The organism is Serratia sp. CY31944 (genome assembly GCF_052169175.1).
Lineage (GTDB): Bacteria > Pseudomonadota > Gammaproteobacteria > Enterobacterales > Enterobacteriaceae > Serratia > Serratia sarumanii.
In genome coordinates this window covers 297,492-323,053 of record NZ_JBJNLG010000001.1, presented here as the reverse complement: position 1 = coordinate 323,053, position 25,562 = coordinate 297,492, and the positions used below count along the sequence as shown (strand labels likewise).

Annotated in this window: 31 protein-coding genes; 10 read left to right on the top strand and 21 right to left on the bottom strand. The window is 59.6% G+C overall.

Annotated elements, in window-relative coordinates:
* Positions 1-88 precede the first annotated feature (88 nt).
* The 16 genes from ACJ8IN_RS01545 to fliF all read right to left on the bottom strand — a co-directional run bounded on the left by ACJ8IN_RS01545 (position 89) and on the right by fliF (position 12,306).
* Positions 89-415 (bottom strand): hypothetical protein, encoded by a 327-nt coding sequence (locus ACJ8IN_RS01545; protein WP_049234836.1) that lies wholly within the window; start codon positions 413-415, stop codon positions 89-91.
* 14 nt (positions 416-429) lie between these two features.
* Positions 430-696, bottom strand: coding sequence for a hypothetical protein (locus ACJ8IN_RS01540; RefSeq protein WP_039565514.1), 267 nt, complete (start codon positions 694-696; stop codon positions 430-432).
* 358 nt (positions 697-1,054) lie between these two features.
* Positions 1,055-1,189 carry a stationary-phase-induced ribosome-associated protein gene (gene sra, locus ACJ8IN_RS01535; RefSeq protein WP_086556932.1) on the bottom strand — a complete coding sequence of 45 codons (135 nt, stop codon included), beginning with the start codon at positions 1,187-1,189 and terminating at the stop codon, positions 1,055-1,057.
* 361 nt (positions 1,190-1,550) lie between these two features.
* Positions 1,551-2,333: a flagellar biosynthetic protein FliR gene (gene fliR, locus ACJ8IN_RS01530; RefSeq protein WP_033647774.1), complete on the bottom strand. Its 783-nt coding sequence runs from the start codon at positions 2,331-2,333 to the stop codon at positions 1,551-1,553.
* A gap of 2 nt (positions 2,334-2,335) precedes the next feature.
* Positions 2,336-2,605: a flagellar biosynthesis protein FliQ gene (fliQ, locus tag ACJ8IN_RS01525; RefSeq protein WP_004934803.1), complete on the bottom strand. Its 270-nt coding sequence runs from the start codon at positions 2,603-2,605 to the stop codon at positions 2,336-2,338.
* A gap of 21 nt (positions 2,606-2,626) precedes the next feature.
* Positions 2,627-3,388 carry a flagellar type III secretion system pore protein FliP gene (gene fliP / locus ACJ8IN_RS01520; protein ID WP_025303257.1) on the bottom strand — a complete coding sequence of 254 codons (762 nt, stop codon included), beginning with the start codon at positions 3,386-3,388 and terminating at the stop codon, positions 2,627-2,629.
* Positions 3,385-3,789 carry a flagellar biosynthetic protein FliO gene (gene fliO, locus ACJ8IN_RS01515; protein ID WP_033647771.1) on the bottom strand — a complete coding sequence of 135 codons (405 nt, stop codon included), beginning with the start codon at positions 3,787-3,789 and terminating at the stop codon, positions 3,385-3,387. The genes fliP and fliO overlap by 4 nt, the downstream gene beginning before the upstream one ends.
* Positions 3,789-4,205, bottom strand: a complete 417-nt coding sequence (gene fliN, locus ACJ8IN_RS01510; protein WP_004934799.1) for a flagellar motor switch protein FliN — start codon at positions 4,203-4,205, stop codon at positions 3,789-3,791. Before fliN ends, fliO begins: the two co-directional genes overlap by 1 nt.
* Complete coding sequence (gene fliM, locus ACJ8IN_RS01505) at positions 4,198-5,202, bottom strand: flagellar motor switch protein FliM (RefSeq protein WP_033634981.1); 1,005 nt, start codon at positions 5,200-5,202, stop codon at positions 4,198-4,200. Before fliM ends, fliN begins: the two co-directional genes overlap by 8 nt.
* Positions 5,203-5,207: 5 nt before the next feature.
* Entirely contained in the window at positions 5,208-5,693 is a 486-nt protein-coding gene (fliL, locus tag ACJ8IN_RS01500; RefSeq protein WP_039565519.1) for a flagellar basal body-associated protein FliL, read from the bottom strand.
* 165 nt (positions 5,694-5,858) lie between these two features.
* The gene (locus ACJ8IN_RS01495) at positions 5,859-7,088 is read right to left on the bottom strand and encodes a flagellar hook-length control protein FliK (RefSeq protein WP_308325830.1); all 1,230 of its coding nucleotides are present in this window, start codon (positions 7,086-7,088) and stop codon (positions 5,859-5,861) included.
* Positions 7,085-7,531: a flagellar export protein FliJ gene (fliJ, locus tag ACJ8IN_RS01490; RefSeq protein ID WP_047571550.1), complete on the bottom strand. Its 447-nt coding sequence runs from the start codon at positions 7,529-7,531 to the stop codon at positions 7,085-7,087. Before fliJ ends, ACJ8IN_RS01495 begins: the two co-directional genes overlap by 4 nt.
* A 21-nt stretch (positions 7,532-7,552) precedes the next feature.
* Positions 7,553-8,914 (bottom strand): flagellar protein export ATPase FliI, encoded by a 1,362-nt coding sequence (gene fliI / locus ACJ8IN_RS01485; RefSeq protein ID WP_033634977.1) that lies wholly within the window; start codon positions 8,912-8,914, stop codon positions 7,553-7,555.
* The gene (gene fliH, locus ACJ8IN_RS01480) at positions 8,914-9,618 is read right to left on the bottom strand and encodes a flagellar assembly protein FliH (protein ID WP_308325829.1); all 705 of its coding nucleotides are present in this window, start codon (positions 9,616-9,618) and stop codon (positions 8,914-8,916) included. Before fliH ends, fliI begins: the two co-directional genes overlap by 1 nt.
* Positions 9,611-10,603 (bottom strand): flagellar motor switch protein FliG, encoded by a 993-nt coding sequence (fliG, locus tag ACJ8IN_RS01475; RefSeq protein WP_033634975.1) that lies wholly within the window; start codon positions 10,601-10,603, stop codon positions 9,611-9,613. Before fliG ends, fliH begins: the two co-directional genes overlap by 8 nt.
* Positions 10,600-12,306 (bottom strand): flagellar basal-body MS-ring/collar protein FliF, encoded by a 1,707-nt coding sequence (gene fliF / locus ACJ8IN_RS01470; protein ID WP_060387917.1) that lies wholly within the window; start codon positions 12,304-12,306, stop codon positions 10,600-10,602. Before fliF ends, fliG begins: the two co-directional genes overlap by 4 nt.
* 314 nt (positions 12,307-12,620) lie before the next feature.
* On the opposite strand from fliF, the gene fliE reads away from it, so the two are divergent.
* Both fliE and ACJ8IN_RS01460 read left to right on the top strand, forming a co-directional pair.
* The gene (fliE, locus tag ACJ8IN_RS01465) at positions 12,621-12,935 is read left to right on the top strand and encodes a flagellar hook-basal body complex protein FliE (protein ID WP_033638515.1); all 315 of its coding nucleotides are present in this window, start codon (positions 12,621-12,623) and stop codon (positions 12,933-12,935) included.
* Positions 12,936-13,015: 80 nt separating this feature from the next.
* Positions 13,016-13,216: a hypothetical protein gene (locus ACJ8IN_RS01460; RefSeq protein ID WP_039565525.1), complete on the top strand. Its 201-nt coding sequence runs from the start codon at positions 13,016-13,018 to the stop codon at positions 13,214-13,216.
* Between the two features lie 180 nt (positions 13,217-13,396).
* Here ACJ8IN_RS01460 and ACJ8IN_RS01455 read toward each other — a convergent pair whose 3' ends face one another.
* Positions 13,397-13,996, bottom strand: a complete 600-nt coding sequence (locus tag ACJ8IN_RS01455; RefSeq protein ID WP_197846278.1) for an FMN-dependent NADH-azoreductase — start codon at positions 13,994-13,996, stop codon at positions 13,397-13,399.
* A gap of 128 nt (positions 13,997-14,124) precedes the next feature.
* Here ACJ8IN_RS01455 and ACJ8IN_RS01450 point away from each other — a divergent pair, with 128 nt between their 5' ends.
* Complete coding sequence (locus tag ACJ8IN_RS01450; protein ID WP_060423666.1) at positions 14,125-15,045, top strand: LysR family transcriptional regulator; 921 nt, start codon at positions 14,125-14,127, stop codon at positions 15,043-15,045.
* 481 nt (positions 15,046-15,526) lie between these two features.
* On the opposite strand, the gene ACJ8IN_RS01445 is transcribed toward ACJ8IN_RS01450, so the two are convergent.
* From ACJ8IN_RS01445 to fliD, 4 genes are all read right to left on the bottom strand, one after another.
* Positions 15,527-16,381 carry a helix-turn-helix transcriptional regulator gene (locus ACJ8IN_RS01445; RefSeq protein WP_060423663.1) on the bottom strand — a complete coding sequence of 285 codons (855 nt, stop codon included), beginning with the start codon at positions 16,379-16,381 and terminating at the stop codon, positions 15,527-15,529.
* 308 nt (positions 16,382-16,689) lie between these two features.
* Complete coding sequence (gene fliT / locus ACJ8IN_RS01440; protein ID WP_004934765.1) at positions 16,690-17,058, bottom strand: flagella biosynthesis regulatory protein FliT; 369 nt, start codon at positions 17,056-17,058, stop codon at positions 16,690-16,692.
* A complete protein-coding gene (gene fliS / locus ACJ8IN_RS01435; RefSeq protein WP_033634970.1) occupies positions 17,058-17,468 on the bottom strand; it encodes a flagellar export chaperone FliS in 411 nt (136 codons plus the stop codon). The genes fliT and fliS overlap by 1 nt, the downstream gene beginning before the upstream one ends.
* A 33-nt stretch (positions 17,469-17,501) precedes the next feature.
* Positions 17,502-18,917, bottom strand: a complete 1,416-nt coding sequence (gene fliD / locus ACJ8IN_RS01430) for a flagellar filament capping protein FliD (protein ID WP_033647758.1) — start codon at positions 18,915-18,917, stop codon at positions 17,502-17,504.
* Positions 18,918-19,198: 281 nt separating this feature from the next.
* Here fliD and ACJ8IN_RS01425 point away from each other — a divergent pair, with 281 nt between their 5' ends.
* The 7 genes from ACJ8IN_RS01425 to tcyN all read left to right on the top strand — a co-directional run bounded on the left by ACJ8IN_RS01425 (position 19,199) and on the right by tcyN (position 25,354).
* Positions 19,199-20,434 (top strand): flagellin FliC, encoded by a 1,236-nt coding sequence (locus ACJ8IN_RS01425; RefSeq protein WP_047571555.1) that lies wholly within the window; start codon positions 19,199-19,201, stop codon positions 20,432-20,434.
* A 182-nt stretch (positions 20,435-20,616) separates the two neighbouring features.
* A complete protein-coding gene (locus ACJ8IN_RS01420) occupies positions 20,617-21,339 on the top strand; it encodes an RNA polymerase sigma factor FliA (protein ID WP_004934752.1) in 723 nt (240 codons plus the stop codon).
* Between the two features lie 55 nt (positions 21,340-21,394).
* Positions 21,395-21,904, top strand: a complete 510-nt coding sequence (gene fliZ, locus ACJ8IN_RS01415) for a flagella biosynthesis regulatory protein FliZ (protein WP_033647756.1) — start codon at positions 21,395-21,397, stop codon at positions 21,902-21,904.
* 123 nt (positions 21,905-22,027) lie between these two features.
* Positions 22,028-23,020: a D-cysteine desulfhydrase gene (locus tag ACJ8IN_RS01410; RefSeq protein WP_025303239.1), complete on the top strand. Its 993-nt coding sequence runs from the start codon at positions 22,028-22,030 to the stop codon at positions 23,018-23,020.
* 115 nt (positions 23,021-23,135) lie between these two features.
* Positions 23,136-23,936 carry a cystine ABC transporter substrate-binding protein gene (tcyJ, locus tag ACJ8IN_RS01405; RefSeq protein WP_103772290.1) on the top strand — a complete coding sequence of 267 codons (801 nt, stop codon included), beginning with the start codon at positions 23,136-23,138 and terminating at the stop codon, positions 23,934-23,936.
* Positions 23,936-24,598, top strand: coding sequence for a cystine ABC transporter permease (gene tcyL, locus ACJ8IN_RS01400; RefSeq protein ID WP_033634963.1), 663 nt, complete (start codon positions 23,936-23,938; stop codon positions 24,596-24,598). The genes tcyJ and tcyL overlap by 1 nt, the downstream gene beginning before the upstream one ends.
* 3 nt (positions 24,599-24,601) lie before the next feature.
* Positions 24,602-25,354 carry an L-cystine ABC transporter ATP-binding protein TcyN gene (tcyN, locus tag ACJ8IN_RS01395; RefSeq protein WP_033647754.1) on the top strand — a complete coding sequence of 251 codons (753 nt, stop codon included), beginning with the start codon at positions 24,602-24,604 and terminating at the stop codon, positions 25,352-25,354.
* Positions 25,355-25,562: the final 208 nt, after the last annotated feature.

Here is a 25,562-nt window from a genome sequence, read left to right as displayed (position 1 = left end):
CGCACTCGTTTGGCGCGTCGCTTGTTCTCCCACTACTGACTGAGCGACGCGCCTTTTTTTGTCTGCGTGTTCCCATTCACCCTAAGCGTCAGCGGAAAGGCACGCCGCGATCGTTGCCGGACCCTTTAGTGCATTGACTGCCTATGTTGACAAAGGCTGAGGCCGCCGCCGTGCCAATCGCACTGCCGTTACGGCTGGCCAGTGCGCCAGCCATGGCAATGGCACCGGTAACCACAGCGCCGGTACAAGGATCCTGAAATAGCCCATAGCCTTTCGCCGCCCAATTAGGCTGGAAGCCGTTCGCCTGCGCACCGTAGGAGCTTCGGCTATAGTCGCGATCTCGGTCGCCGCCGTTATTGCCGTCGCCGGCGCCGCCCATCCGTTGCATTTCTTCTCTGGTCAGTTCTCTCAACATAGGTCGATCTCCTGTTAACGCGACTTCGCGCTATTTTTAGGGTTGTTGTTTTTGATTTGAGGCTTGGGGCTTGCATTGAGCAGCCACCGTATGGGTTTGCAGATATACTCGGCCAGTTTTAATGACCCGAACAAAGTAAACAGGATGATGACAAACCTATCGACGCCAGGCGGCAGAACAAACAAACCCCATGAAAAGCCCAACGTGTTTAAAATGGTGCTCATGATCAAGAGGGCAATGCCGGAGATAAATAAATCACTCAGCTGAAATTGTATCTTCATATTTACACCGATTATATTTTGGTGAGGTTTGCAGCGTGCTGTCTGCAAGGTCATTCTCAATATAACGCTGGTGGAATAAGGGGCGAAATCGATTTTTCTTGTCAGCGGATAAATAAGAGGTGTGAGTAAATCAAATTATTAATGCATTATCTCTAAATTTAGCGTGGCAGCGAGGGCGACGTGCTGCATTATTTCATTCCTGACAATGAAATGCACAGGATGTCGACATGGCTTGCCGACGGGTGATCAATGCCGGTTACGGCAGAAGCCGGGTTGCCGTCCCGGTGCAGCGTCGAATGGCGCAGCAGAGGCCGGATACGGGCGCAACCCGGAGTGTTTTGCTAAAAACCGTACGGTATTATTTCTTTTTCTTCACCACTTTCCATTTGCCGCCGTCGGCCGTCTCGGTAAAAGAAACTCTAAACTTGTTGCTTTTCCAGTGGGTCAAACCGAATAACCGGCGTGCCTTGCGGTTGCTTTTCGCTTTAATCATGATCTCGCTCCTGTGGTTAGCAAAGGTCGATGCTGCGCCCTGCAGCCGGCAGGCGCCGGACGCATTTATTCAGGGTGTCAGTTATCTGCCGCGCATTTAACAATGCGTGACGGAGTTGTTTTTATTTTTTTTCTCGAGATAAACGTATTTTATCGCCGCGGAAAATCAAGGTGATGCAAGGCGATATTTTTTTGTTACCGGGTCTATTCTAGGCCGGGGTTTTATTTATTCAAGCCGCCGGAGACATTTGAACCTTAATCCGGATAAAAGACGTTTCTCAGGCTTTTGTTCCAGGAAAGCGTTTTTATTGCCATTTTGTCTCAGAGGGAAGCGAGAGGGAAGGAAGGGGTGGAGCAGGGATTCAGAAGGTCATGCCGCCGATCACCGCCGCCAGCCGATCGAAGATTTCACCGAACAGATGTTCGCAGAACGGCGCCAGCATCGGCATCATCATGCCCAGCGTCATGATGCCGAAGGTCATGGTGACCGGGAAACCGATCACGAAGACCGACAGCTGCGGCGTCATGCGGTTGAGCAAGCCGAGCGCCATGTTCAGCGTCAATAGCAGGCAGATCAGCGGCAGCGCCAGCATCATGCCGTTGATGAAGATCAGCGAGCCGACCTGGGTCAGCACCAGGAAGCCGTTGCCGTTCAGCGGCTGCGTTTGGACAGGTAGGGTGTGGAAGCTGTCCGCCAGCAGCGAAATCAGCCACAGATGGCCGTCGAAGCTGAGGAACAGCAGCATCGCCAGCAGGTTGAGCAGGCGCGCCAGCACCGGCATGTTCGGGCCACCGCTGGGATCGAAGAAGGTGGCGAACGACAGGCCCATCTGCATGCCGATCACTTCGCCCGCCAGGCGCACCGCCGCGAAGGCGAACTGCATGGTCAATCCCAGCGCCACGCCGATCAGAATCTGTTGAATCGCCAGCCACAGGCCGGCGGCGGAGAAGATCGGGATATTACTGGCGGGCAGCGTCGGCGCGATCAGGATGACGATCAGCCCGCCAAGGCCGATTTTGACCTTTTTGCTGATTTGCTTTTCGCTGAATACCGGCGCGGTGCTTATCAGCGCCAGAATGCGCAGCAGCGGCCAAAAATAGTGGCTGAGCCAGACGGTGAGCTGCGCGCTGTCGAAGGTGAGCACGGTTAGCCGATCAGGGTGGGCAGGTTGCTGAACAGGGTGCGCATGTAGTCCAGCAGCAGGTTCAACATCCAGGGGCCGGCGATGATGATGGTGGCCACCACCGCCAGAATTTTGGGGATGAACGACAGCGTCATTTCGTTGATTTGGGTGGCGGCCTGCAGCAGGCTGACCACCAGGCCGCTGATCAGCGCCGCCAGCAGCAGCGGGGCGGCCAGCGCCAGCGCCACTTTCATCGCTTCGGTGCCGAGCGCCATAACCGATTCAGGTGTCATCTCGCGTTCTCCGGTCGGGGGTTACGAATAGAAACTCTGCGCCAGCGAGCCGAGCAGCAGCTGCCAGCCATCGACCAGCACGAACAGCATCAGCTTGAACGGCAGCGAGATGGTGGCCGGCGGCACCATCATCATCCCCAGCGCCATCAGCACGCTGGCGACCACCAGGTCGATAATCAGGAACGGAATGAACACCGTAAAGCCGATCTGGAAGGCGGTTTTCAGTTCGCTGGTGACGTAGGCGGGCAGCAGGATGCGCATCGGCACTGCTTCCGGGCCGGCCAGCGGCGGCTGATTGGCCAGCCTGGCGTACAGCGCCAGATCGGTTTCGCGCGTTTGGCGCAGCATGAATTCGCGCAGCGGCTGCGCGCCTTTATCCAGCGCGACCTCCAGCCCGATCTTGTCCTGGCTGAACGGCAGGTAGGCGTCCTGATAGACCTTATCGAACACCGGCGACATGATGAAGAAGGTCAGGAACAGCGCCAGCCCCAGCATCACCTGGTTCGGCGGCGCCGACGGGGTGCCCAGCGCGTTGCGCAGCAGCCCGAGCACGATGATGATGCGGGTAAAGCTGGTCATCATCAGCAGCATGGCGGGCAGGAAAGTCAGCGAGGTCAACAGCACCAGCGTCTGCACCGGCAGCGACCAGCTTTGGCCGCCGTTGGCCAGCGGCTGGCTGATCAGCCCCGGCAGTTGCGCCAAAGCCGCCGGGCTGATGAACAGCAGGGCGGCAGGGAGCCAAACCGCCGGACGGCGGACGAGGGTATGAAGAGTCGAGGTCATGCCGATTTTTCCGGGCGTTTCAGAACTTTTTGCATCAGTTGGCGGAAGTCCGCCGGCGTCGCCGCGTCGGCCGCGCCCTCGTCTTTCGGCGGGGCGGGCAGGGTGTGCAGCGGGGTGATCTGCTGGGCGGTGACGCCCAATACCAGCAAGGTATCGTCGACTTCCACCACCACCACGCGCTCGCGCTGCCCGACCTGGCAACTGGCGCGCAGGTTGAGCAGCTTGTTGTTGCGCGCCTGCGGGGCGAAGCCCAGCCGGCGGAACAGCCAACCGGCCAGCAGGATCAGCAGCAGAATGCCGCCGAGCGCGCTGCTGACCTGCATCAACACCGAACCGGCCGGCAAGGCCGGCGCGGCGGGTGGTTGGCTGCTTTGGACGGTAACGGGCGCCGCGACGGTCATCAGCGGCTCAGTCGGCGCATGCGTTCGGACGGGGTGATGATGTCGGTGATGCGCACGCCGAACTTGTCGGCCACCACCACCACTTCACCTTGTGCGATCAGGTAACCGTTGATCAGGATGTCCAGCGGCTCGCCGGCCAGGCCGTCCAGCGCTACCACCGAGCCTTGCGACAGGCGCAGCAGCTCTTTGATGGTCATCTTGGTGCGCCCCAGTTCCACGGTCAGCTTGACCGGAATATCCAGGATCAGGTCGATATCCTGCAGGCTGCCGAGCGCATCCTGAGCTTCCAGCGACTTGAACACCCCTTCGGTGCTCGCGCCGGACTTCTCTGAGGACTGCTGCTCGTTAAACGCATCAGCCCACAGATCGTCTACGGATTCCTTTCCTTCGCCAGACGGTTGCTTAGGATCACTCATTGGGCTGTTCCTCACTCAGAGCATTCAAAATAGGGTTAATCAAATGTTCAACACGCAGGGCATATTGCCCGTTCAACGTGCCGTATTGGCTGGTCAGCACCGGTACGCCGTCCACATGGGCAATCAGGCGTTCCGGCTTGTCTATCGGTAATACATCGCCCGGCTGCAGCTTCAGGACTTTCGACAGCCGCATCGGGATATCGACGAAGTTGGCGATCAGTTCCAGTTCGGAGTGTTGCACCTGCTTCACCAGGGTTTCGCGCCAATGGCTGTCTTCCTGCCGCGAGTTTTCCAGCGGCGGGTTGGTCAACAGCTCGCGCAGCGGCTCAATCATGGCGAACGGAATGCAGATGTTGAACTCGCCGGTCAGCGCGCCGATCTCCACCTGGAACGGCGTGGTGACCACGATATCGTTCGGCGAAGTGGTGATGTTGGTGAACTTCACCTGCATTTCGGCGCGCACGTACTCCACGTCGATCTTGTAGATGGCGCTCCAGGCATCGCCGTAGGCGTCCAGCGCCAGGCGCAGCATGCGCTTGATCACCCGCTGTTCGGTCGGGGTGAACTCGCGGCCTTCGACCTTGGTCGGGAAGCGGCCGTCGCCGCCGAACAGGTTATCGACGGCGATGAACACCAGGCTCGGCGCGAACACGAACAGGGCGGTGCCGCGCAGCGGGTTCAGATGCACCAGGTTCAGGTTGGTCGGCACCGGCAGGTTGCGGGCGAACTCGTGATACGGCTGGATTTTGATCGGGCCGACGGTAATGTCCGGGCTGCGGCGCAGCAGGTTGAACAACCCCATGCGGAACTGCCGGGCAAAACGTTCGTTGATGATTTCCAGCGCGTGCAGACGCTCGCGCACCACGCGGCGCTGGGTGGTCGGATCGTAAGGCTTGACCTCGCTCTCTTTGCCGACTATCGCTTCGGGTTCATCACCCGCGCTGTCGCCGTTGAGCAAGGCGTCGATCTCTGCCTGTGAAAGAATGCTGTCGCCCATAGTGATTACCGCAGTATGAAGGCGGTGAACAGCACATCGCTGACCACCTGCTTCGGTTGTCCCTTAACCAGCGGCGGGCTGAGCACGTCCTTAATCTGCGCCACCAACCGTTGCTTCCCTTGTTCATTGGCCAGCTGGCTCGCTTCCTGGCGGGAGAGCAGCATCAGCAGACGGCTGCGCACTTCCGGCAGAAAATCGTTCAGCTGACGGCGGGTACTTTCGTCCGGCAGACGCAGTGTGAGGCCGATGTACAGCACGCGATCCGGGTTGTTGTCCGGCGTCACCAGGTTGACGGTAAAGGTGTCGAGCGGCATGAACACCGGCGCGGCCGGCGGTTGCTGTTTGGCGGCGGCCGGTTCGGCGCCGTTTTTATGCTGTTGCAGCAGCCACCAGCTGTAGCCCGCGGCGCCACAGGCGACGACGCTGATCAACACCAGCAGGATGACCAGAAGGGGGCGTTTCGGTGCTGCGGGAAGGGTGTTCTGAGACATAGCCAAATCTAATTCCTGTTGTTCCACCCGCGGCCGGCGAGGCGGCGGGCATAGCGCGCGGCAAAGCCGCACGCATGACATGTAAAGGTATTATCGCGTCTATTGCGGTGTGCAATAGCCTGAATAGACGCGCAAATGGGTGCCAGCTTGGGCGTTTGCGGAGGCTCAGGCGAAAATATCGACGCCGTTGACCGCACTGGCCATGCGCTGCAGCGCCACCGGTGCGCTGACGCCCTCGGCGGCCGCAGCGTCACCGCCATGATGTTCCGCATAGCTGGCACGCCCCTGGCCGTTGGAAGCCTGCTGTTGCGCCTGCTGCTGCCATTGCGGCGTGGACTCGCCGCCCACGCTGCTTTGCCCCAGGTTGATACCGCTCTCCGCCAGCGCGTGCCGCAGCTGCGGCATCGCCGCTTCCACCGCCGCACGCACTTGGCCGTGAGCGGAGGCGATGTGCAGTTGCGCCTGCTGATCGTCCAGCTTCAGCGTGATCTGCAGGGCGCCCAGTTCCTGCGGGTGCAGGCGCAGCTCGGCGCTTTGCTGGCCGTTGCGGTGGAACATCAGCACCTGTTGGCTCAACGCCTGCTGCCACTCCGGGCTGCCCAGCTGCGCGTTGAGCTGCGGCGCAGGCGGCGCGGTCACCAGTGCGCTGGCCGGGGCGGCGGTTTGCGTCGGGCTGGCGGCGGCCAGGGCGACGGCGTGATTGAGCGGCGGCTGTGGCGTATCGCCCGCCTGTAGCGGTTGTGCGGTGCTTGCGCGTTCGCCGTTGGTCGGTTGCGGGAGCGCCGCCGTGGCATTGTCGCCGTCGGCGGCAGGCGTTTTCGCGCCCGTCGGCGACGGAGCAGGGGATGCCGATGAATGTGTGGCGGTTTTATCACCGGCCGCCGCGATGTTCAGCAGGCCGTTGCCGGGCTGCAACGCAGTCGCCTCGTCAGCGCTTTCCACCGGCAGCGAGCGTTGGCCTTCGGCTGGCTGAGTCTGGGCGACGATCGCGGCCGGCAGCATGGCGTACAGCGCCTGCAGCGTAGCGGCATCCAGCTCTTTGGCGGCGGCGATCGGCGGCTGCGCCGGTTTGTCGCCGGCGGCGGGCGCTTCGCCCTCGGCGCCCTCAGGCGAAAGCGCGTTGGCTACGGTTGTCGGGTTCTGCAGCAGGCCGCCGCGCTCGCCGAAGGTGGCCAGCAGCTGATTGAGCTGGTTGCGGCTCAGGGCCGGGGCGCGTTCTTCGTCCGCGCTCAGCGCGACCGGCGGCTGTTTGCCGTCGGCGGCGGGTGCGAAACGGGCGCCGAGCAGCTGGGCGAAAGCGGACGACAGCTGGCTTTCATCCAGCGCCGAGGTCAGTTCGGCCAGGCCGCCGGCGTCGCCGGGTAAGGCCAGGCCGGGCAGGGCGTTCAGATTCATGGGTTGATATTCCTTTGTGCACTGCGTTGAGCGAACTCATCCATCAGTTTTTGATCCCGTTTGTTCTCCTGCTGCTGCTCCGCCGTTATGGCGCGGGTATGCAGGGTCTCGAAAGCGTTCAACCGCTGTTGTTTGTCTTGCCATTGCTTCACCGCATGATCCACTTTCTGCCCCCACTGCAGCAGCTGCTGGCGGTGCTGGTCGATGGCCTGTTCCAGCGTGCCGATAAACTGCTGGTAGTTTTGCCAGCGTGAGCTGTCCATGCCGTCGCAGAGCGTATGATTCAGCTTCTGGCGGTATTCGTCCTGATAGTTGAGCAGCATCGACAGCTGTTGCTCCGCCGCCTGCTGCGCCTGCCGTACCTGGCCCAGCTGTTGCGCGGCCTGTTCCACCGCATCCTGCGCCAGATCGCGCAGGGTAATCAGGGGTGACTGTGATTTCATCGCTGTGCGCCTCTGGTGACGTTAAACAATCAACTGCTGCAGCTGTTGACAGGCTTCATCGTAGCCGCTGCGTTCAAAGATGCCCTGTTGCAGGTAAGCTTCCATTTGCGGATACAGCGTCATCGCTTTGTCCAGCAACGGATCGCTGCCCGCCGCGTAGGCGCCGACGCTGATCAGATCGCGGTTGCGCTGATAGCTGGCCAGCATCTGTTTGAAGGTGCGCACCCGGCGGTAATGCTCTTCGTCGATCAGCGACGTCATGGCGCGGCTGATTGACGCTTCGATGTCGATCGCCGGGTAGTGGCCGGCTTCCGCCAGGCGCCGGGACAGCACCACGTGACCATCGAGGATGGCGCGCGCCGAGTCGGCGATCGGGTCTTGCTGATCGTCCCCTTCGGTCAACACGGTGTAGAAGGCGGTGATGGAACCGCCGCCGCTGATGCCGTTGCCCGCGCGTTCCACCAGCGCAGGCAGCTTGGCGAAGACCGACGGCGGGTAGCCTTTGGTCGCCGGCGGCTCGCCGATGGCCAGGGCGATCTCACGCTGCGCCATGGCGTAGCGGGTGAGGGAATCCATGATCAGCAACACATGCTGCCCGCGATCGCGGAAATCTTCGGCGATGCGGGTGGCGTAGGCCGCCCCCTGCATGCGCAGCAGCGGCGAGACGTCCGCCGGCGCGGCGATCACCACCGATCGCGCCCGGCCTTCGGCGCCGAGAATGTTCTCGATAAAGTCTTTGACCTCGCGGCCACGCTCGCCGATCAGGCCAACGACGATCACATCCGCCTGGGTATAACGGGCCATCATGCCGAGCAGCACGCTCTTGCCGACGCCGGAGCCGGCGAACAGGCCCATGCGCTGGCCGCGGCCGACGGTCAGCAGGCCGTTGATGGTGCGCACCCCCACGTCCAGCACCTGCTCGATCGGCGTGCGCTGCAAGGGGTTGAACGGTGCGGTGATCAGCGGCGCGCGGTAACCGGTTTCCGGTGAAGGCAGGCCGTCGAGCGGTTTGGCGCTGCCGTCCAGCACCCGCCCCAACAGGGCCGGGCCGAGCGGCAGCTGTTTGCCGGCGCTTTGGCCTTCCGGCGCGATGCGAGCGTAAACCCGCGCGCCCGGCACGATGCCCTCCACCTCTTCCAGCGGCATCAGGAACAGCCGCTGGCCGTTGAAGCCGACCACTTCGCTTTCCACTTCCTGCACCTCACCGGCGTCGTGCCGTTCGATGAGGCAGGTCGCGCCGAGCGGCAGCTGCAGGCCGGTGGCTTCTAACACCAATCCGGTGGCGCGGGTCAGGCGACCGTAGCGGCGCACCATCGGCGCGCGCGCGATGCGTTTTTCCAGCGTATCCAGAGAGCTCAGCCAGCGGCCGAGACGCGCGGTCATCAGACTTCTCCCGGTGCCGCCAGGCGGCACAGTTCATGCCAGCGCGTCGCCAGGCTGGCGTCGAGATCGCCTTCCTCGGCGCTGACCTTGCAGCCGCCCGGATGCAGTTCGCCGTCCGCCAACAGGCGCCAGCCGTGCAGGCTGAGGGTGACCCCCAACTGCTGCTCGACCCGCGAGTAGTCGTCCGGGTGCACCCGCAGCTGCGGCTTGCCGTTGAACATCGGTTCCTGCTGGATCAGCTGTTGGATCTGCGCCAGCAGGGCGGTGCCGTCGCACACCGGCGGCTGGCCCAGCACCTGCTTGGCGGCGGTCAGCGCCAGTTGCATCAGCCGCGAAGCGATCACGCTGTCGAGCGCGTCCAGCGTGTGCTGGAATTCGGTGATCAGCTGCTGCCAGTGGGCGGTCAGCGGCTGTTGCTGCTGTTGCGCTTCCAGCAGCCCTTGCTGGCGGCCTTCCTCCAGTCCGGACTGAAAACCGGCCTCATAGCCTTTTTGCTGGCCGTCGGCATAGCCCAACTGCTGGCCCTGTTGCTCCGCCTGCAGGCGCAGCGTCGCCAACTGCTGCTGCAATTCGGTCTGTGCGTCCGGCGACGGATCGTCAAGTTCGAGATCCGGCAACTGCGGCAGTTCGATCGCCGGTTTCTGTTCGCCCAGATCGTTGAGCGACCAGGGCTGCCAGGGCAGGGTGTTAATGCGATCAGACATAGGTGTCCTCGCCGCCGCCGATGATCATTTCGCCGCTTTCCGCCAGGCGTCTCACCACCAGCAGGATGGCTTTCTGCTCGTTCTCCACCTGCGACATGCGCACCGGCCCACGGTTGGCCAGATCGTCGCGCAGGATGTCGGCGGCGCGTTGCGACATGTTCTTGAGGAACTTCTCGCGCAGCGGCTGCTCGGCGCCTTTCAAGGCGATCAGCAGCGACTCGCCTTCCACTTCCTGCAGCAGGCGTTGGATACTGCGATCGTCGACTTCCACCAGGTTTTCGAACAGGAACATCTCGTCGATGATCTTCTGCGCCAGCTCGCCGTCGTATTCGCGCATCGCGTCGATGACCGCTTCTTCCTGCTGGGTTTTCATCAGGTTGATGATCTCGGCGGCGGTGCGCACCCCGCCCATTTTGCTGCGTTTGAGGTTCTGGCCGTCGAGCAGGTTGTTCAGCACTTCGGTCAGCTCCGCCAGCGCCGCCGGCTGCACGCCGCCGAAGGTGGCGATACGCAGCATGACGTCGTTGCGCAGGCGTTCGTCGAACAGGGCCAGGATATCCGCCGCCTGGCCGCGTTTGAGGTGCACCAGGATGGTGGCGATGATCTGCGGGTGTTCGTCGCGGATCAGATCGGCGGCGCTCTGCGGCTCCATAAAGTTGAGCGTTTCCATGCCGGTGGTGGTCTCGCGCGATTCGAGAATGTCTTCCAGCAGGCTGGCGGCGCGCTCTTCGCCCAGCGCCTTGACCAGCACCGAACGCAGGTAGTCGCTGGCGTTGACGCTCAGCGCCGCGTATTGCTCGGCGTCGTCTTCGAACTCGGTCAGTATTTCGCCGAGCTGTTTGTGTGAAACCTGGCTCATGCCGGCCATGGTGCCGCTCAGCAGCTGTACTTCGCGCGAGGAGAGGTGTTTGAACACCTCCGCCGCGCGATCTTCACCCAGCGTCATCAGCAGGATGGCGCTTTTGTCGGTTCCGGTCAGGCTCATATCTCGTTACTCATCCATTGGCGGATTACCAGAGCGACCACGCGTGGGTCTTTGTCAGCCAGATCGCGGATCCGCTGGCTCTGGACTTCTGCGCTGACGCGCTGCTGCGATTTACGACGCTGCGCCAGCTCCTCGTTGCTCGGTTTGCTGCTGTCGACCGCTTTGGCGGCAGGGGCGTTGGCGGCGGCGACGGCGGCCTGTTGCGCCGCCTGGCGCTGTTGCAGCTGCGGCCGCACCAGTTTGCGCCACAGCAGCCAAGCCACCAGCAGCACCAGCAGATAGCGGCCCGCGTCGATCAGGCGATCGATAAACGACTGGCTTTGCCAGAACGGCAGTTCGCCACCGGTCACCTGAGTGTCGGTAAACGGCGTGTTGACCACGTTCAGGGTGTCGCCACGGCTGCTGGAGTAGCCCATCGCTTCACGCACCAGCGCTTCGATCTGCGCCAGCTGCTCTTTGCTCATCGGCTGCGGTTTGCCGTCTTTATCGGTGCCCAGATAGTTGACCACCACGGCGACCGACAGACGCTGCACGGTGCCTGCTTTTTGCTGGGTGTGACGAATGGTGCGGTCAAGCTCGTAGTTGGTGGTCGCGTCGCGACGGGTATTTTGCGGCACGCCGTTGGCCGCCGCGCTGCGGGTGGTCGCGGCGTTTTGTGCGGTCGCGTTGGCATTGGCATTGTTGCCTGCCGCGGTGGCCGGCTTGGCGGTCTCAATCGGCGCGGTGGCCGGCGCGCTCGGCTGATTGGACAGTGCGCCTGGCACGCCGCCCACCTGTGGCCCGCCGATCTGCTCGCTCAGGCTGGTTTGCTGAGAGCGGATAGCGGCTTTGTCCGGTTGCTGGTTCGGCTGGTACTGCTCATCGGTTTGTTCGCGAGTGGCGAAGTCGATCTGTGCCGTGACCTGCGCACGCACGTTGGCGCTGCCGACTACCGGGGCGAGGATCGCTTCGATGCGGCGCTGGAAGCCGTTTTCCACTTCGTTGGCGTATTTCAGCTGCGAGGCGTTGAGATCGCGCCCGGTGCCGTCGGACTGCGTCAGCAGGCGCCCGGCCTGATCGACCACGGTCACGTTGCCCGGCGGCAGGCCGGCGACGCTGCTCGACACCATATAAACGATGGCGTTGATCTGGCCGTCGTCCAGCGCACGGCCGGGTTGCAGGGTCAGCGTCACCGAGGCGGAAGGGGATTTCTGTTCGCGCACGAACAGCGAAGGTTTAGGCAGCGCCAGATGAACGCGGGCGTTTTGCACCGGCCCCAGCGATTCGATAGTGCGCGACAGCTCGCCCTCAAGGGCGCGCTGATAGTTGATCTGTTCGCTGAATTGGCTGATGCCGAATTTTTCCTGATCCAGCAGTTCGAAGCCGACGGCGCCGCCCTTCGGCAGCCCTTGCTGCGCGAGGCGCAGGCGGGTTTCATGCACCTTTTCCGCCGGGATCAGCAGCGCTGCGCCATTCTCGGCGAAGCGGTAAGGGATATTCATCTGCGTCAGCTGGGTGACGATGGCGCCACCGTCGCGGTCGTTCAGATTGCTGTACAGCACGCGGTAGTCAGGGCTTTTCACCCACAACAGCAGCGCGACAACGATGGCGATCGCGGCGGAGGCGGCGACCAGCAACGGAATTTTCGGGTTGGCGCGCAGACGATTCCAGGTGGCCTGCAGGCCGTTGTCGCGGCTTTCGCCGGCGGTTATCGAAGCACTCATTTTAGGTCTCGTCCTTCAATGGCGCTCACGATCCCGTATGGGCCGCTGAGCAGCTCCCTGCCAGGCTGATGAACGGTATGGTTAGCGTTGTGTGACAAAACAGACTCCCTGATACACATATCTTCTAAATAGCGGCGCTCCCATTTCTGGGCAGGCCATTATTCGCCTTATCAGACGATTCCGATTGCCCGATAAGCCGGGTTTTTTGCAGTTAATTAGCCGCTTTAGGTCTGAAAACGCTGTGCTAGGGTGTGCATCATTGGAGAAGTGCAGGGTGAAACGTCACCCGGCGAGACGAGATGATTGAGGACCAGATGGCGATTCAGGGCATTGAAGGGGTGCTGCAGCAGATGCAGACCATGGCGGTTCAGGCCGGCAAGATGGGGCAGAATACGGCGCCGCAGGGCGTCAGCTTCGCCAGCGAACTGACCGCGGCGCTCGGCAAGATCAGCGAGACCCAGCAAACGGCGCGCAAGCAGGCGCAGGATTTCGAACTGGGCGTGCCGGGCATCAGCCTGAACGATGTGATGGTCGATCTGCAGAAATCATCGGTCTCGCTGCAGCTGGGCGTGCAGGTGCGCAACAAGCTGGTCGCGGCCTACCAGGACATCATGAATATGCCGGTGTGATGAACGTGCCGGTCATTTTGCAGTGACATTGGGGTCGGCGCTGTTACCCTATAGCGACGGTTAATTATCAGGATAGGATGATGTGCAAATCGCTGTATCTTGCTGTGGGCATCATGGCGCTGTCCGGATGCGCCGGGCAAAACGATGACTATTCATCGGCCCAAAAAAACGCGGCTCATCAGGAAGCCGGCAAGGAATGGAAAGCGTTTGTCGCGCCGCTGTCCGTCAAAACGCAGTCGCCCGGCGAGCGAGAAATGAAACGCGCTGCCCGCCACGATTGAACCCGCGGCTCCGGTAGCATTTCATTATCGCAGGCAAAAAAAACCAGCTATCGGAATAGCTGGCTCAAAGTGCGATAAAACTTTATGTGATGTAGGAGCGTCGACACCTCATCGAGGTGGCGTCGACGTGGTCATCATATTTGTTATGTTATAACAAATCAATGCTACCGTGCGTTTGCTTCAGCCCACCAACGCCACGATCCGCTGGTGGGCATTCGCCAGCCCCTGAGTGAGGCCGTGCGGTTTCATATCCAGCCCTTCGGCATAGATAAACTGCACCTCACCGATCCCCATCAGCCCCAGTACCGAGCGCAGGTAGGGCGTCACGGCGTCGGTCGGCTGGCCGGCGTGTACGCCGCCGCGTGAACTGAACACCACTGCATTGACGCCTTCCACCAGCCCGACCGGGTAGGTGGTGGTATAGTTGAACGTCAGCCGGGCGCGGGCCACCAGATCGAACCAGTTTTTCAGCTGGGTCGGGACGTTGAGGTTGTACATCGGCGCGCCGATCAGCAGCAGATCGCTCCCTTTCAGTTCGGCGATCAACCGATCGGAAAGCGCCACCGCCGCTTTGGCGCGTGGGCTGATGTTATCTGCGCCGCGCAGCGCACTGAACAGCTCGCCATCCAATACCGGCAGATCCAACGCCGTCAGATCGTGTTCGACGATCTGATCTTCATATCCTTTGGCCCGACGTTCCGCCAGATAGCGGTCAATCAGGTTGTTGGTCTGCGAGTCGTTTCCCATAATGCTGGATTTGAGCACCAGTATTTTTTTCATGCTGTTGTCCTCAGACGGTAATTGGCGGTTTCACCGGGCATTCCGGAATGACTGCAGGTTATCATTGCTCGATCTTCACCAGTGGTGATAGGTTTTCACTTCATTGATTCCAATTTGGAAGCATTAAGATGAAAAGCGATCTCAGCGCGCTGCCGGCCTTTGTCGCCGTGGCGGAAGGCGGCAGTTTTGCCGCCGCCGCAGAAAAACTGCATCTGACGCGCTCCGCGGTCAGCAAAATCGTGTCGCGGCTCGAGGCGCGGCTTGGCGTGATGTTGTTTATGCGCACTACCCGCAGCCTGAGCCTGACGGATGAAGGGGCGCTGTACTATGAGCACTGTCGGCAGGCGTTGGCGAACGTTCAGGCGGCGGAAAACCAGCTGGACAGCGGCAAGATGCAGGTCAGCGGCCGGCTCAGGATCTCGATGCCGGTGTTGTTCGGCCATCTGTGCATTGCGCCCTTGATGACGGCGCTGGCGAATGAGCATCCGTTACTGTCGTTGGAAATTTCGTTCAGCGACCGCAGGATCGATCTGATCGACGAGGGGTTCGATCTGGCGGTTCGCATCGGCGAACTGGCGGACAGCGGCAGTCTGGTTGCCCGACGCCTGGGCGAACACGGCATGCTGCTGTGCGCTTCGCCCGACTACGTGCAGCGCTGCGGCGCACCGAATTCGGTGGAGGCGCTAAGCCGGCATCAGGCGGTGGGGTATCTGCACGCCGGCGCCGTGTTGCCCTGGCAGCTTCGCGGTGAAAACGGCGAGCTGCGGCCGTTCAGGCCACCGGCCAAGATGATGATGGATGACATGCAGGGGATCGTCGATGCCGTTTCCGCCGGCGCCGGTATTGCCTGGCTGCCGGAGTGGCTGGTACGCGATCGGCTGATGGCCGGGACGCTGGCGGAGATCATGCGCGGTGAGTCCAGCCTCAGTTTTCCGGTGAATGCAGTGTGGCCCTATATGCCTTACCAACCGCTCAAGGTGCGGCTGGCGGTGGACAAACTGGTGGCGGAGCTGCCGGGAAAATTGGCGTTTGCTGCGCCGCTCCGGTAATGGCCGGTGCGACAGCCGACAGGAAATGGGCGCTAATGTACCGAATAGAGGGACGAAAACGGCGCTGTCAGGCTTATTGGGTGCGCAGGCAGCCGTTTATTATGGCCTGATTAGTAGGGTTATTATTCGAGGCAGGTCAATGAGCACTAAAAGCGAATCCAGATGGCGTCTGATCAGTATTTTAATGCTGACGGTACTCGTCGTGTTAATTGGCGTTCTGGTTAAACTGGACTGAAGTCTGGCCAGGCGATAAAAAGCCTGGCCGTTTTATTGTGCGGTAAGCAAACGCACCCTCTCTTCTTCATACGGCAATACCAACAGCCACAGCACCAACAAACGTGATTGGCAGAGAAAAATAATCGCTTTTCATTACGCATCATTTAATTCGCTCTTCGGCGGATCGACGTTGCGTTGCATGTCGCAGCATTGTGACAATCGTTAGGGACCTGTGCCAAATAAAACCATTTTGTTACGCGTCTATTTAGGTTTCTCCGGTGGCCATCGTTTCGACTCCCTGGGAGGTTGGCTCCATAATCCTTTGGTGACCGCGAATGGCGGTCGGGGCGAAACCGAAGCGTTTGCGAAAACGTTCGGCGAAACGTGACGCGCTTTCATAGCCGACATGTTGCGCGATGGCGGAAATCGGCCAGTCGGTCGACTGCAGCAGGGCCAGTGCGCTACTCATGCGCACGTCGATCATCAGGTTGCGCAACGCGGTATTTTCCATCGACAGTTTGCGGCGCAACATCACTTCGCTCATCGACAGGCTTTCCGCCACTTTCGCCGCCGTCCAAATGCTGTGCGGGTCGGTCGCCAGGCAGCGGCGCACGCGCTGCGTCAGGTCTTTGGCTTCGTTGTGGATGAAGCGAATGCCAAACTGGGCCAGCCACAGCAGAATTTCCAGCATCTTGTGCCGCACGATGATGGTGGGAAAGCGCTGCCGGAGCGCCAGCGCCAGGCTGGTGGTCTCGAAACTGTGCTTCAGGGCGCAGGGCAGGCTGCGCAGCGCCAGGACGGCATCAAACGGCATCGGCGCGTCCTCGGCCGGAGGCTGAACGGTGAGCAGCAGTGGGTCGCAGGTCAGCAACTGGCAACTGAAAACGCCTTCTTCGGATGGGCCGTTAATAATATCCACCGTTTGCCCCCCGTCGATTATCAACAGCTCGCCGGCATGAGCCACCACCTCGCGTTGTTGCCAGCGTACGCGCTTATGGCCCTGTTGTATCAGATACAGATGTGGTTGCTCAAAATAGACTGAAGGGAATAATAATTCAGTATGCTGAATGATGTGCGCTGAGGCGCCAATTCCTGGACAGAGATTAATTGTACGTTCCATCGATATTCATTTCGCAGCCATTATCTGAGAATATCTTTACGCTTTGATCCGCGTTGGAGCAACATTTTTCCATGGGCCGTGAAACACAGCGGCGTGTTTTATCTATCAAAAATCAATTTCCTGCTGAACAGAAAACGTCCGTGTCGGGATAATGTTTATCCATTAAAGTGAGAGCCAGGCTCGAAGCGCGCATTTTACCAATTACCCATAAACTGAATAATTCAAATGCCATAGATTAATATCCTAACGTAACCCGAGAGTAATAGCGCATAGTGCTATTTAATCCATTTTCGTCAGTATTGTCGATCTTATCGGACCTGTGGCTCCCCCAGCAACAGCGCACGGTCATGAAACTGGCCGTAGGTATTGTTGACCACGTTCTGGCGCGTGGACTGTTCGATCAGCATTTTCAGCTCATCCATGCGCTGCTGTAACAGACGTTTGAGCTCGGTTTCGTTGTCGAGGATCTGTTGCAGCTTATTGCGCAGCATCTCCTGCAACGCCATTGACGGGCCGGCTTGCCCGGTAAAGGCGGCGGTTTTTTCCACCGCCGTTACGTAAGCGAATTCGAGCTCGACGAGCTCCTCCCAGCGCCCGGTTTGCGCCAGCGCGATCATCTGGCTGCTCAGGCTGTAAATTTGTTGATAAGCGGCTAACAGCTGCTGTTGACGTTCCATTACACGGCGTCCTGCGAAGGTTGGTAGTTGGGGCCGATCTGGCGCCAGGCATCGGCGATGTTTTCCAGCAGTTTGACCACTTCGGCGATCGCCGCTTCGTCGTTGTTCAGGTTGGCCTGCATCAGGCGCCGCTTCATATAGTCGTACAACGCCGCCAGGTTTTCGGCGATTTCGCCGCCCTGTTGAGGGTCCAGGCCGCCTTTCAGGCCGTTGTCGATGATGTTGATGGCTTTGGACAGCGCCATACCTTTGCCGGCGATATCGCCCTGGTTCATCAGGATGCGTGCGCGAAGCAGGGCGCTGAGCGCCCCGTCGAACAACATCACGATTAACTGGTGCGGGCTGGCGCTCATGGCGCCGCTTTCCAGACTGACCTGTGCATAGGCCTGAGTGCCGCTTCTGTTATACATGTTGTTTCTTTTACCTGTTACCTGGTTAAGGGATCACTTTGTCGAGAATTGCTGTTGTAAATAGTTACCCGTGCTGCTCAATTTGGACATCATGGTATCCAACTGAACGAACTGCTGCTTATAGCGGTCGATGGTGTTCTGAATGCTGGCCGTGACCGTGGTGATCTGAATGTTCAGGCGATCGAGGTTGGTGTTGATGCTCTTGGTCGAGTTCTCGATGATGCCGCCGGATTTGACGTAGTTCTGGATCTCGTTGTGGATTTCGGTGGCCATGCCGGTGTCTTTACCGTTGCCGGCGAAGAAGTTGGCAACCTGATCCGGTTTCTCGTCGATGGCTTTGTTCAGCTTGGTGCTGTCGATTTCCAGCTTACCGGTTTTGACGTTGGTGGTGATGCCGAGGTTGCCCAGGCCTTTCAACTCCGGGTTGTCCTGTGCCGAACTGAGGGCGCTCTTGATCGAAGACTGGATGCCGCGCAGGGTGTTGTCGCCCAGCAGCGCGCCGTTTTTGGCATTCTGCGCTTCACCGCTTTTAACCGGCGTGTATTTGGTCAGCGAATTGAAGGTGTCCAGCAGCGAGTTGTAGTTATCTACCCACTCTTTAATCTTGTCGGCGCTGCCGCTCTTGTCGATGCCGATCACCAGGTTTTGCGGTTCGCCGGGCTTGGTGGTGGTTTTCAGATCGAGCGTTACGCCCTGCAGAGCATCGGCGATCGAGTTGGTGCTGCGCTTGATTTTCGTGCCGTTGACGACGATTTCCGCATCCTGGCCGGGCACGGTTTGCTTCATCGCGGCGCTGCCATCTTTAGGCGGATTTTTAGGATCGTAGTTGAGGATGGCGCCGAGCTTGTCGTCGTTATTGACCTGCACCGAAATGGTGTTTTTTTCGCCTGGCGTGGTGGAGCTTAATGCCAGTTGATAGTCATTGTCGCCGACGCGCATGATGCTGGCGGTGACGCCGGATTTCGATTTATTGATGGCGTCGCGCATCTCGACCAGTGAGGTCTGATCGTCACCGAGCGGGATCTTGGTCTCTTTCGGCGGATTGCCTGCCGTAATAGAGATGGAACGATCGCTGCTGCCCGGCGTGCCCAGTTTGGCCTGCTGGTCGGCAATCGGCGTCTGAGTGGTCAGCGTTTGCGGCTGCGCGAGCTTCAACACCTCGATCGAGTAGTTGCCCGGCACCGATTTGTCGGTGGTGGTCACGGTAAACTGATCGTGCTTGGTGGCGGTAGTGTTGTTGAAAAACTCTGGCTTGGCCAGGTCTTTGCTCAGATTGTCAAACTTCTCCAGCGAGCTTTTCAGCGTACCGTAAGCGGTCAACTGGGCGTTATAGCTGGTCTGCTGGGTGGTGTACGGCGTCAGACGCTGTTGTTCCGCTTTGGTCAGCTTGTCCAGCAAACCGTTAAGGTCGAGTCCTGAGCCGATGCCTAATGAACTGATCGATGCCATTCGTGCTTCTCCTTGATAATGACTTTATTCGCTTTACGCGTTATCGGCCCAGCGGTGAAAAAGTTTACTGAAAAAAACAAAAAAACGATGGCGCAATAGAAGAGGGAAAAACCGCGTTATTTCTGCCATTGCCGGCGGCGCAAAAAATTTTAAAAAATTGCTAAAGGTTGTTAGGGGAGGGCCGATACCTGAGGGGACGGTGGTTGACGCCGTGGGCAAACAAGCCCGAACCTTTTAACTGTGTTGCGAAGAACGCAACTGACTCGTAAGGAAAGCAAACAATGGCACAAGTAATCAACACTAACAGCCTGTCGCTGATGGCGCAGAACAACCTGAACAAATCTCAGTCTTCTCTGGGCACTGCGATTGAGCGTCTGTCTTCCGGTCTGCGTATCAACAGCGCGAAAGACGATGCTGCGGGTCAGGCTATCTCCAACCGTTTCACTGCAAACATCAAAGGCCTGACTCAGGCTTCTCGCAACGCCAACGACGGTATCTCTCTGGCGCAGACCACTGAAGGCGCACTGAACGAAGTTAACGACAACCTGCAGAACATCCGTCGTCTGACCGTACAGTCTCAGAACGGTTCCAACTCTGCCAGCGACCTGCAGTCCATCCAGGACGAGATCTCTCAGCGTCTGTCTGAAATCAACCGCATCTCCGAGCAGACCGATTTCAACGGCGTGAAAGTGCTGAGCTCAGATCAGAAACTGACCATCCAGGTTGGCGCGAACGACGGCGAAACCATCGATATCGAACTGAAAGACATCAACGCTAAAACGCTGGGTCTGGAAAAGTTCAGCGTGGCTGATGGCATTGATAAATCCAAAGTAGCTGCAACCGCACCTGCTACCGTGAAAACCGGCACCAGCGTGGCTATCAACACCGGCACCGTTAAGGCTGATACTAAAGACATCACCGGCTACGAAAAAGTGGGTGACGATGTATTCGCTATCAACACGGATGGTGACTACTACAAAGCAACTTTCGATAAAGCGACCGGCGACCTGAAATCTGTTGCCACCAAAGAAGCCACTAAACCAACTGGCGGCACTGCGGTAACCAGCATTGAGAAAGAAGTGGCTCCTACTGGCCCTGATGCGGCTAACCTGCGCTCTTACGACAGCGGTAAATCTTACGTGATCCAGGAAGGTACCGGTGCCGATGCCAAATATTTCAAGGCGACCGTAGACGCTTCCGGTAAAGTGACCAAGGGCGCTGAGCAGTCCACCGAGCCAAAAACTGCCGACCCGCTGGCAACCCTGGACAAAGCGCTGTCTCAGGTTGACTCCCTGCGTTCTTCCCTGGGTGCGGTACAGAACCGTTTCGATTCTGTTATCAACAACCTGAACAGCACCGTTAACAACCTGTCCGCTTCTCAGTCCCGTATCCAGGATGCCGACTACGCGACCGAAGTGTCCAACATGAGCCGCGCCAACATCCTGCAACAGGCTGGCACCTCTGTTCTGGCACAGGCTAACCAGTCTACTCAGAACGTTCTGTCCCTGCTGCGTTAATCGTCTCTCCCGATTAACTGTCGCAAAGAAACCCCGCTTCGGCGGGGTTTTTTTATGCTCGCGCACCGCACGGTTATTACATGGCGCAAATAAAGCCCGTTTTGTGCGACTGTTCAGCCGATTGGCATTCCGCCCCCTACGCATAATAGCGCTGACTCTCTTATCCGCAGGTTTAAGACATAGTGAGCGATCTGTATACCGCCGAAGGCGTGATGGACAAAAATTCTCTCTGGCTGCGCTACGTCCCGTTAGTGCGCCACGAGGCGTTGCGCCTGCAGGTCAGGTTGCCCGCCAGCGTGGAGCTTGACGACCTGCTGCAGGCCGGGGGAATCGGGCTACTGAACGCCGTTGAGCGTTATGACGCCCTACAGGGAACCGCCTTTACCACCTATGCGGTGCAGCGCATTCGCGGCGCGATGCTCGACGAGCTGCGCAGCCGCGACTGGGTGCCGCGCAGCGTGCGGCGCCATGCGCGCGAGGTCGCGCAGGTGATGCGGCAGCTGGAACAGCGTTACGGCCGCCCGGCGAGCGAGACGGAAGTGGCGCAGACGCTGAATATCTCGCTGGATGAGTACCGTCAAATTCTGTTGGACACCAATAACAGCCAGCTTTTCTCCTACGACGAATGGCGCGAGGAGCATGGCGAGAACGCGGAACCGATGCTGGAAGGGCATGAAGAGGCCAACCCGCTGCATCACCTGTTGGAAGGCAGCCTGCGCCAGCGAGTGATCGACGCCATCGAGGCGTTGCCGGAGCGCGAAAAAATGGTGCTGACGCTGTATTACCAGGAAGAGTTGAATCTCAAGGAGATCGGCGCCGTGCTGGACGTCGGGGAATCCCGCGTCAGCCAACTGCACAGTCAGGCGATCAAGCGCCTACGCGCGCGGCTGGCGAACGATACCTGACGGCGGCCCGCCGCCCCTCAACTCGATGACTCATGCGACAATCGGACTGCCCCTTATGCCAGGAATACTGTTGAAGAAACGGCCGCTTAGCCGTTACCTGAAAGATTACAAGCACAGCCAGACGCATTGCTCCCAGTGCGGTAAGCTGTTGGACCGCATGGCGCTGGTGTTTCGCGGCAAAATCATCAATAAAGAAGCCATCGCGCGCATGGATCAGCCGATCGACGATGCGGTCTGGCAAAACGTGCAGCATGAGCTGACCGCACTGTGCCGCTTTTGCAGCGAGATTTCCTGCAACAGCCACCCGAGCTATTTCGACATCATGGCGTTCAAGCAATATCTGTTCGAACAGACCGAGATGAGCCACAGCACCATTCGCGAGTACGTGGTGCGGCTGCGCCGGCTGGATGAAATGCTGGTGGCGCGCAATTACCCGGCGGACAAATTCGCCAACTGCGCCAGCCATCAGCGCATTATTGACGATCTGCCTAGCGCGGCGCACAACAACTACCGCATTGCGCTGCGCAAATACGATCAGTATCTCGCCTGGCAGCGCAGCTACTGAGACTTTCCCCGGCCGCTGGCCGAGATCTGCGGCTCCCCCCGTGATAAAGGATGATTATTCAGTTCACATCTGCTAAATCTATCGGTTATCAGATGTCGATATTCGATTCCCTGGGGGGAAGTAGTGAACCTGCAACAACAACTGGCGCAATTTCCGCGTCTGGATCTGGTTGGCACCGCCACACCGCTGGAAAAACTGTCCCGTCTCTCCGATTACCTCGGCCGTGAAATTTACCTCAAACGTGACGATGTCACCCCTATGGCGATGGGCGGCAACAAGCTGAGAAAGCTGGAGTTTTTGGCCGCAGATGCGCTGCGTCAAGGCGCTGATACGCTGGTCACCGCCGGCGCCATTCAATCCAACCACGTGCGCCAGACGGCGGCGGTGGCGGCGAAACTGGGCCTGCACTGCGTCGCGCTGCTGGAAAATCCCATCGATACCCGTGCGGAAAACTACCTGACCAACGGCAACCGCCTGTTGCTCGGCCTGTTCAACGCCGAGGTGGTGATGTGCGAAGCGCTGCACGATCCGCAGCAGCAGTTGGCGGAACTGGCGACGCGCCTCGAGGCACAGGGCTTCCGGCCTTACGTGGTGCCGGTGGGCGGCTCCAATGCCCTGGGCGCGTTGGGATATGTGCAGTGCGCATTGGAAATCGCCGAACAGAGCCAACGCAGCAACGTGGCGTTCAGTTCGGTGGTGGTGGCGTCCGGCAGCGCCGGCACCCATGCCGGGCTGGCGGTGGGGCTGCAACAGCTGCTGCCCGAAACCGAGTTGATCGGCGTGACGGTCTCGCGCACCGTGATCGATCAGCTGCCGAAGGTGGAGCAGATCCAGAAAGCCCTGGCCTGTTCGCTGAATATCGACGAACTGGCGCCGATCGCGCTGTGGGACGATTACTTCGCGCCGCAGTACGGCATGCCGAACGAAGAGGGCATGGCGGCGGTGCAGCTGCTGGCGCAGCAAGAAGGCGTGTTGCTGGATCCGGTATACACCGGCAAAGCGATGGCCGGTTTGATCGACGGCATCGCCCAGCGGCGTTTCCGCGACGAAGGGCCTATCCTGTTCGTTCACACCGGCGGTGCGCCGGCGCTGTTCGCCTACCATCCGCAGGTGTAAATACCGCTTGTTATTCCATTTTGAACTATATTTATAAGGTTATATTCCTTTATGCGGGCGGTCGCACTGTTAAAGTGCTGATATCAAAAAAGATAAATAACACACAGGGGTGTTTATGATGTTTGCGAAAGTTCGTCGTCAATGGCTGTTGGGCGTGGTGGGCGTCGCGTTGGCCGCCGGTTTGGCAACTCAAGCCTACGCCGCCGACAATCTGCTGCAGCAGGTGAAACAGCGCGGCACGCTGATCGTCGGTCTGGAAGGCACCTATCCGCCGTTCAGCTTCCAGGGTGAAGACGGCAAATTGACCGGTTTCGAAGTGGATTTCGCCAACGCGCTGGCGGAACATTTGGGCGTGAAGGCCAAGCTGAACCCGACCAAGTGGGACGGCATGCTGGCTTCGCTGGAATCAAAACGCATCGATGTGGTGATCAACCAGGTGACCATTTCTGATGAGCGCAAGAAGAAATATGATTTCTCCACCCCTTACACCGTTTCCGGTATTCAGGCGCTGGTGAAAAAAGGCAACGAAGGCACCATCACCAAGCCGGAAGACCTGAAGGGCAAGAAGGTCGGCGTTGGTCTGGGCACCAACTATGAGCAATGGCTGCGCGAGAATGTGCAGGGCGTGGACGTGCGTACCTACGACGACGACCCGACCAAGTATCAGGATTTGCGCGTCGGCCGCATCAACGCCATTCTGGTGGATCGCCTGGCGGCGCTGGATCTGGTGAAGAAAACCGGCGATACGCTGGCGGTAGCCGGCCCGGCGTTCTCCCGCCAGGAGTCCGGCGTGGCGCTGCGCAAGAACAACCCGGAGCTGTTGGCCGCGATTGACCAGGCGATCGCCGAGATGCAAAAAGATGGCACGCTGGCGAAGATCTCCGAGAAATGGTTTGGCGCGGACGTAACTAAATAATGCACGAAAGTATTCAACTGGCGCTGGATTCAGCGCCATTTTTATTGAAGGGCGCAATACTGACGCTTCAGCTTAGCCTGGGCGGTATGGCGTTCGGCCTGTTGCTTGGTTTTCTGCTGGCGCTGATGCGCCTTTCGCCGCTTTGGCCGCTGGCGTGGCTGTCGCGCATTTACGTGTCGCTGTTCCGCGGCACGCCGTTGATCGCCCAGCTGTTTATGATCTATTACGGTCTGCCGCAGTTCGGCATCGAGTTCGATCCTTTCCCGGCGGCGCTGATTGGCCTGTCGCTCAATACCGCCGCCTACACCTCGGAAACGCTGCGCGCGGCGATTTCGTCGATCGACAAAGGGCAGTGGGAAGCCGCCGCCAGCATCGGCATGACCCGTTGGCAAACCCTGCGCCGGGTGATCCTGCCGCAGGCGGCGCGCACCGCCCTGCCGCCGCTGGGCAACAGCTTCATCGGCCTGGTGAAAGACACCTCGCTGGCCGCTACCATTCAGGTGCCGGAGCTGTTCCGCCAGGCGCAGCTGATCACCTCGCGCACGCTGGAAGTGTTCACCATGTACCTGGCGGCATCGCTGATTTACTGGGTGATGGCGACCCTGCTTTCCGCACTGCAAAACCGTCTGGAAGCCCACGTTAATCGCCAGGATCAGGAGTAGCGCATGAGTGCCATTGAAGTTAAGCAATTGACCAAGCAGTTCAAGGGTCAGACGGTGCTGCATGGGATCGATCTGGCGGTGGACGCCGGTGAAGTGGTGGCGATCATCGGCCCGAGCGGTTCGGGGAAAACCACCTTGTTGCGCTGCATCAACCTGCTGGAGGAGCCGGATTCCGGCACCATTCGCGTCGGCGACATCCTGATCGACGGCAGCAAGCCGTTGAGCAAACAGAAAAATCAGGTGCGCGCGCTGCGTCAGCAGGTCGGTTTCGTGTTCCAGAGCTTCAACCTGTTCCCGCATCGTTCGGTGCTGGAAAACATCATCGAAGGGCCGGTGGTCGTCAAGGGCGAGGCGAAAGCCAGCGCGGAACAGCGCGCCCGCGCGTTGCTGGCCAAGGTGGGGCTGAGCGGCAAGGAGCAGGCTTATCCGCGGCGGCTGTCCGGCGGCCAACAGCAGCGAGTGGCTATTGCGCGCGCGCTGGCGATGCAGCCGGAGGTGATTTTGTTCGATGAGCCGACGTCGGCGCTCGATCCTGAGCTGGTAGGGGAAGTGCTCAATACCATGCGCTCACTGGCGGAAGAGAAACGCACCATGGTGATCGTCACCCATGAGATGAGTTTCGCCCGCGACGTGGCCGACCGGGTTATCTTTATGGATCACGGCCGCATCGTCGAACAAGGCCCGGCCAAAGCGCTGTTCGCCAACCCGCAGCACCAGCGCACTCAGCAATTCCTCGACAAGTTCCGGAATCAATAAGGCGGCGGGGGGAGCTTCCCCCGCCCGCATTTACTCCGCTTTCAACAATTCGTTTCGCGCTGCAGCTGCCGTATCCCGGATGTTGCCGAACCCGAGAGTCAATGCGAATCGTAGCGGTCTGCTGCGGCTTTCAAGCAAACTAATCCGTTCTAAGCTCACCCTATTGTTACCGCCCATGAGGCGACACATCCTCATGCAAGGATAACAA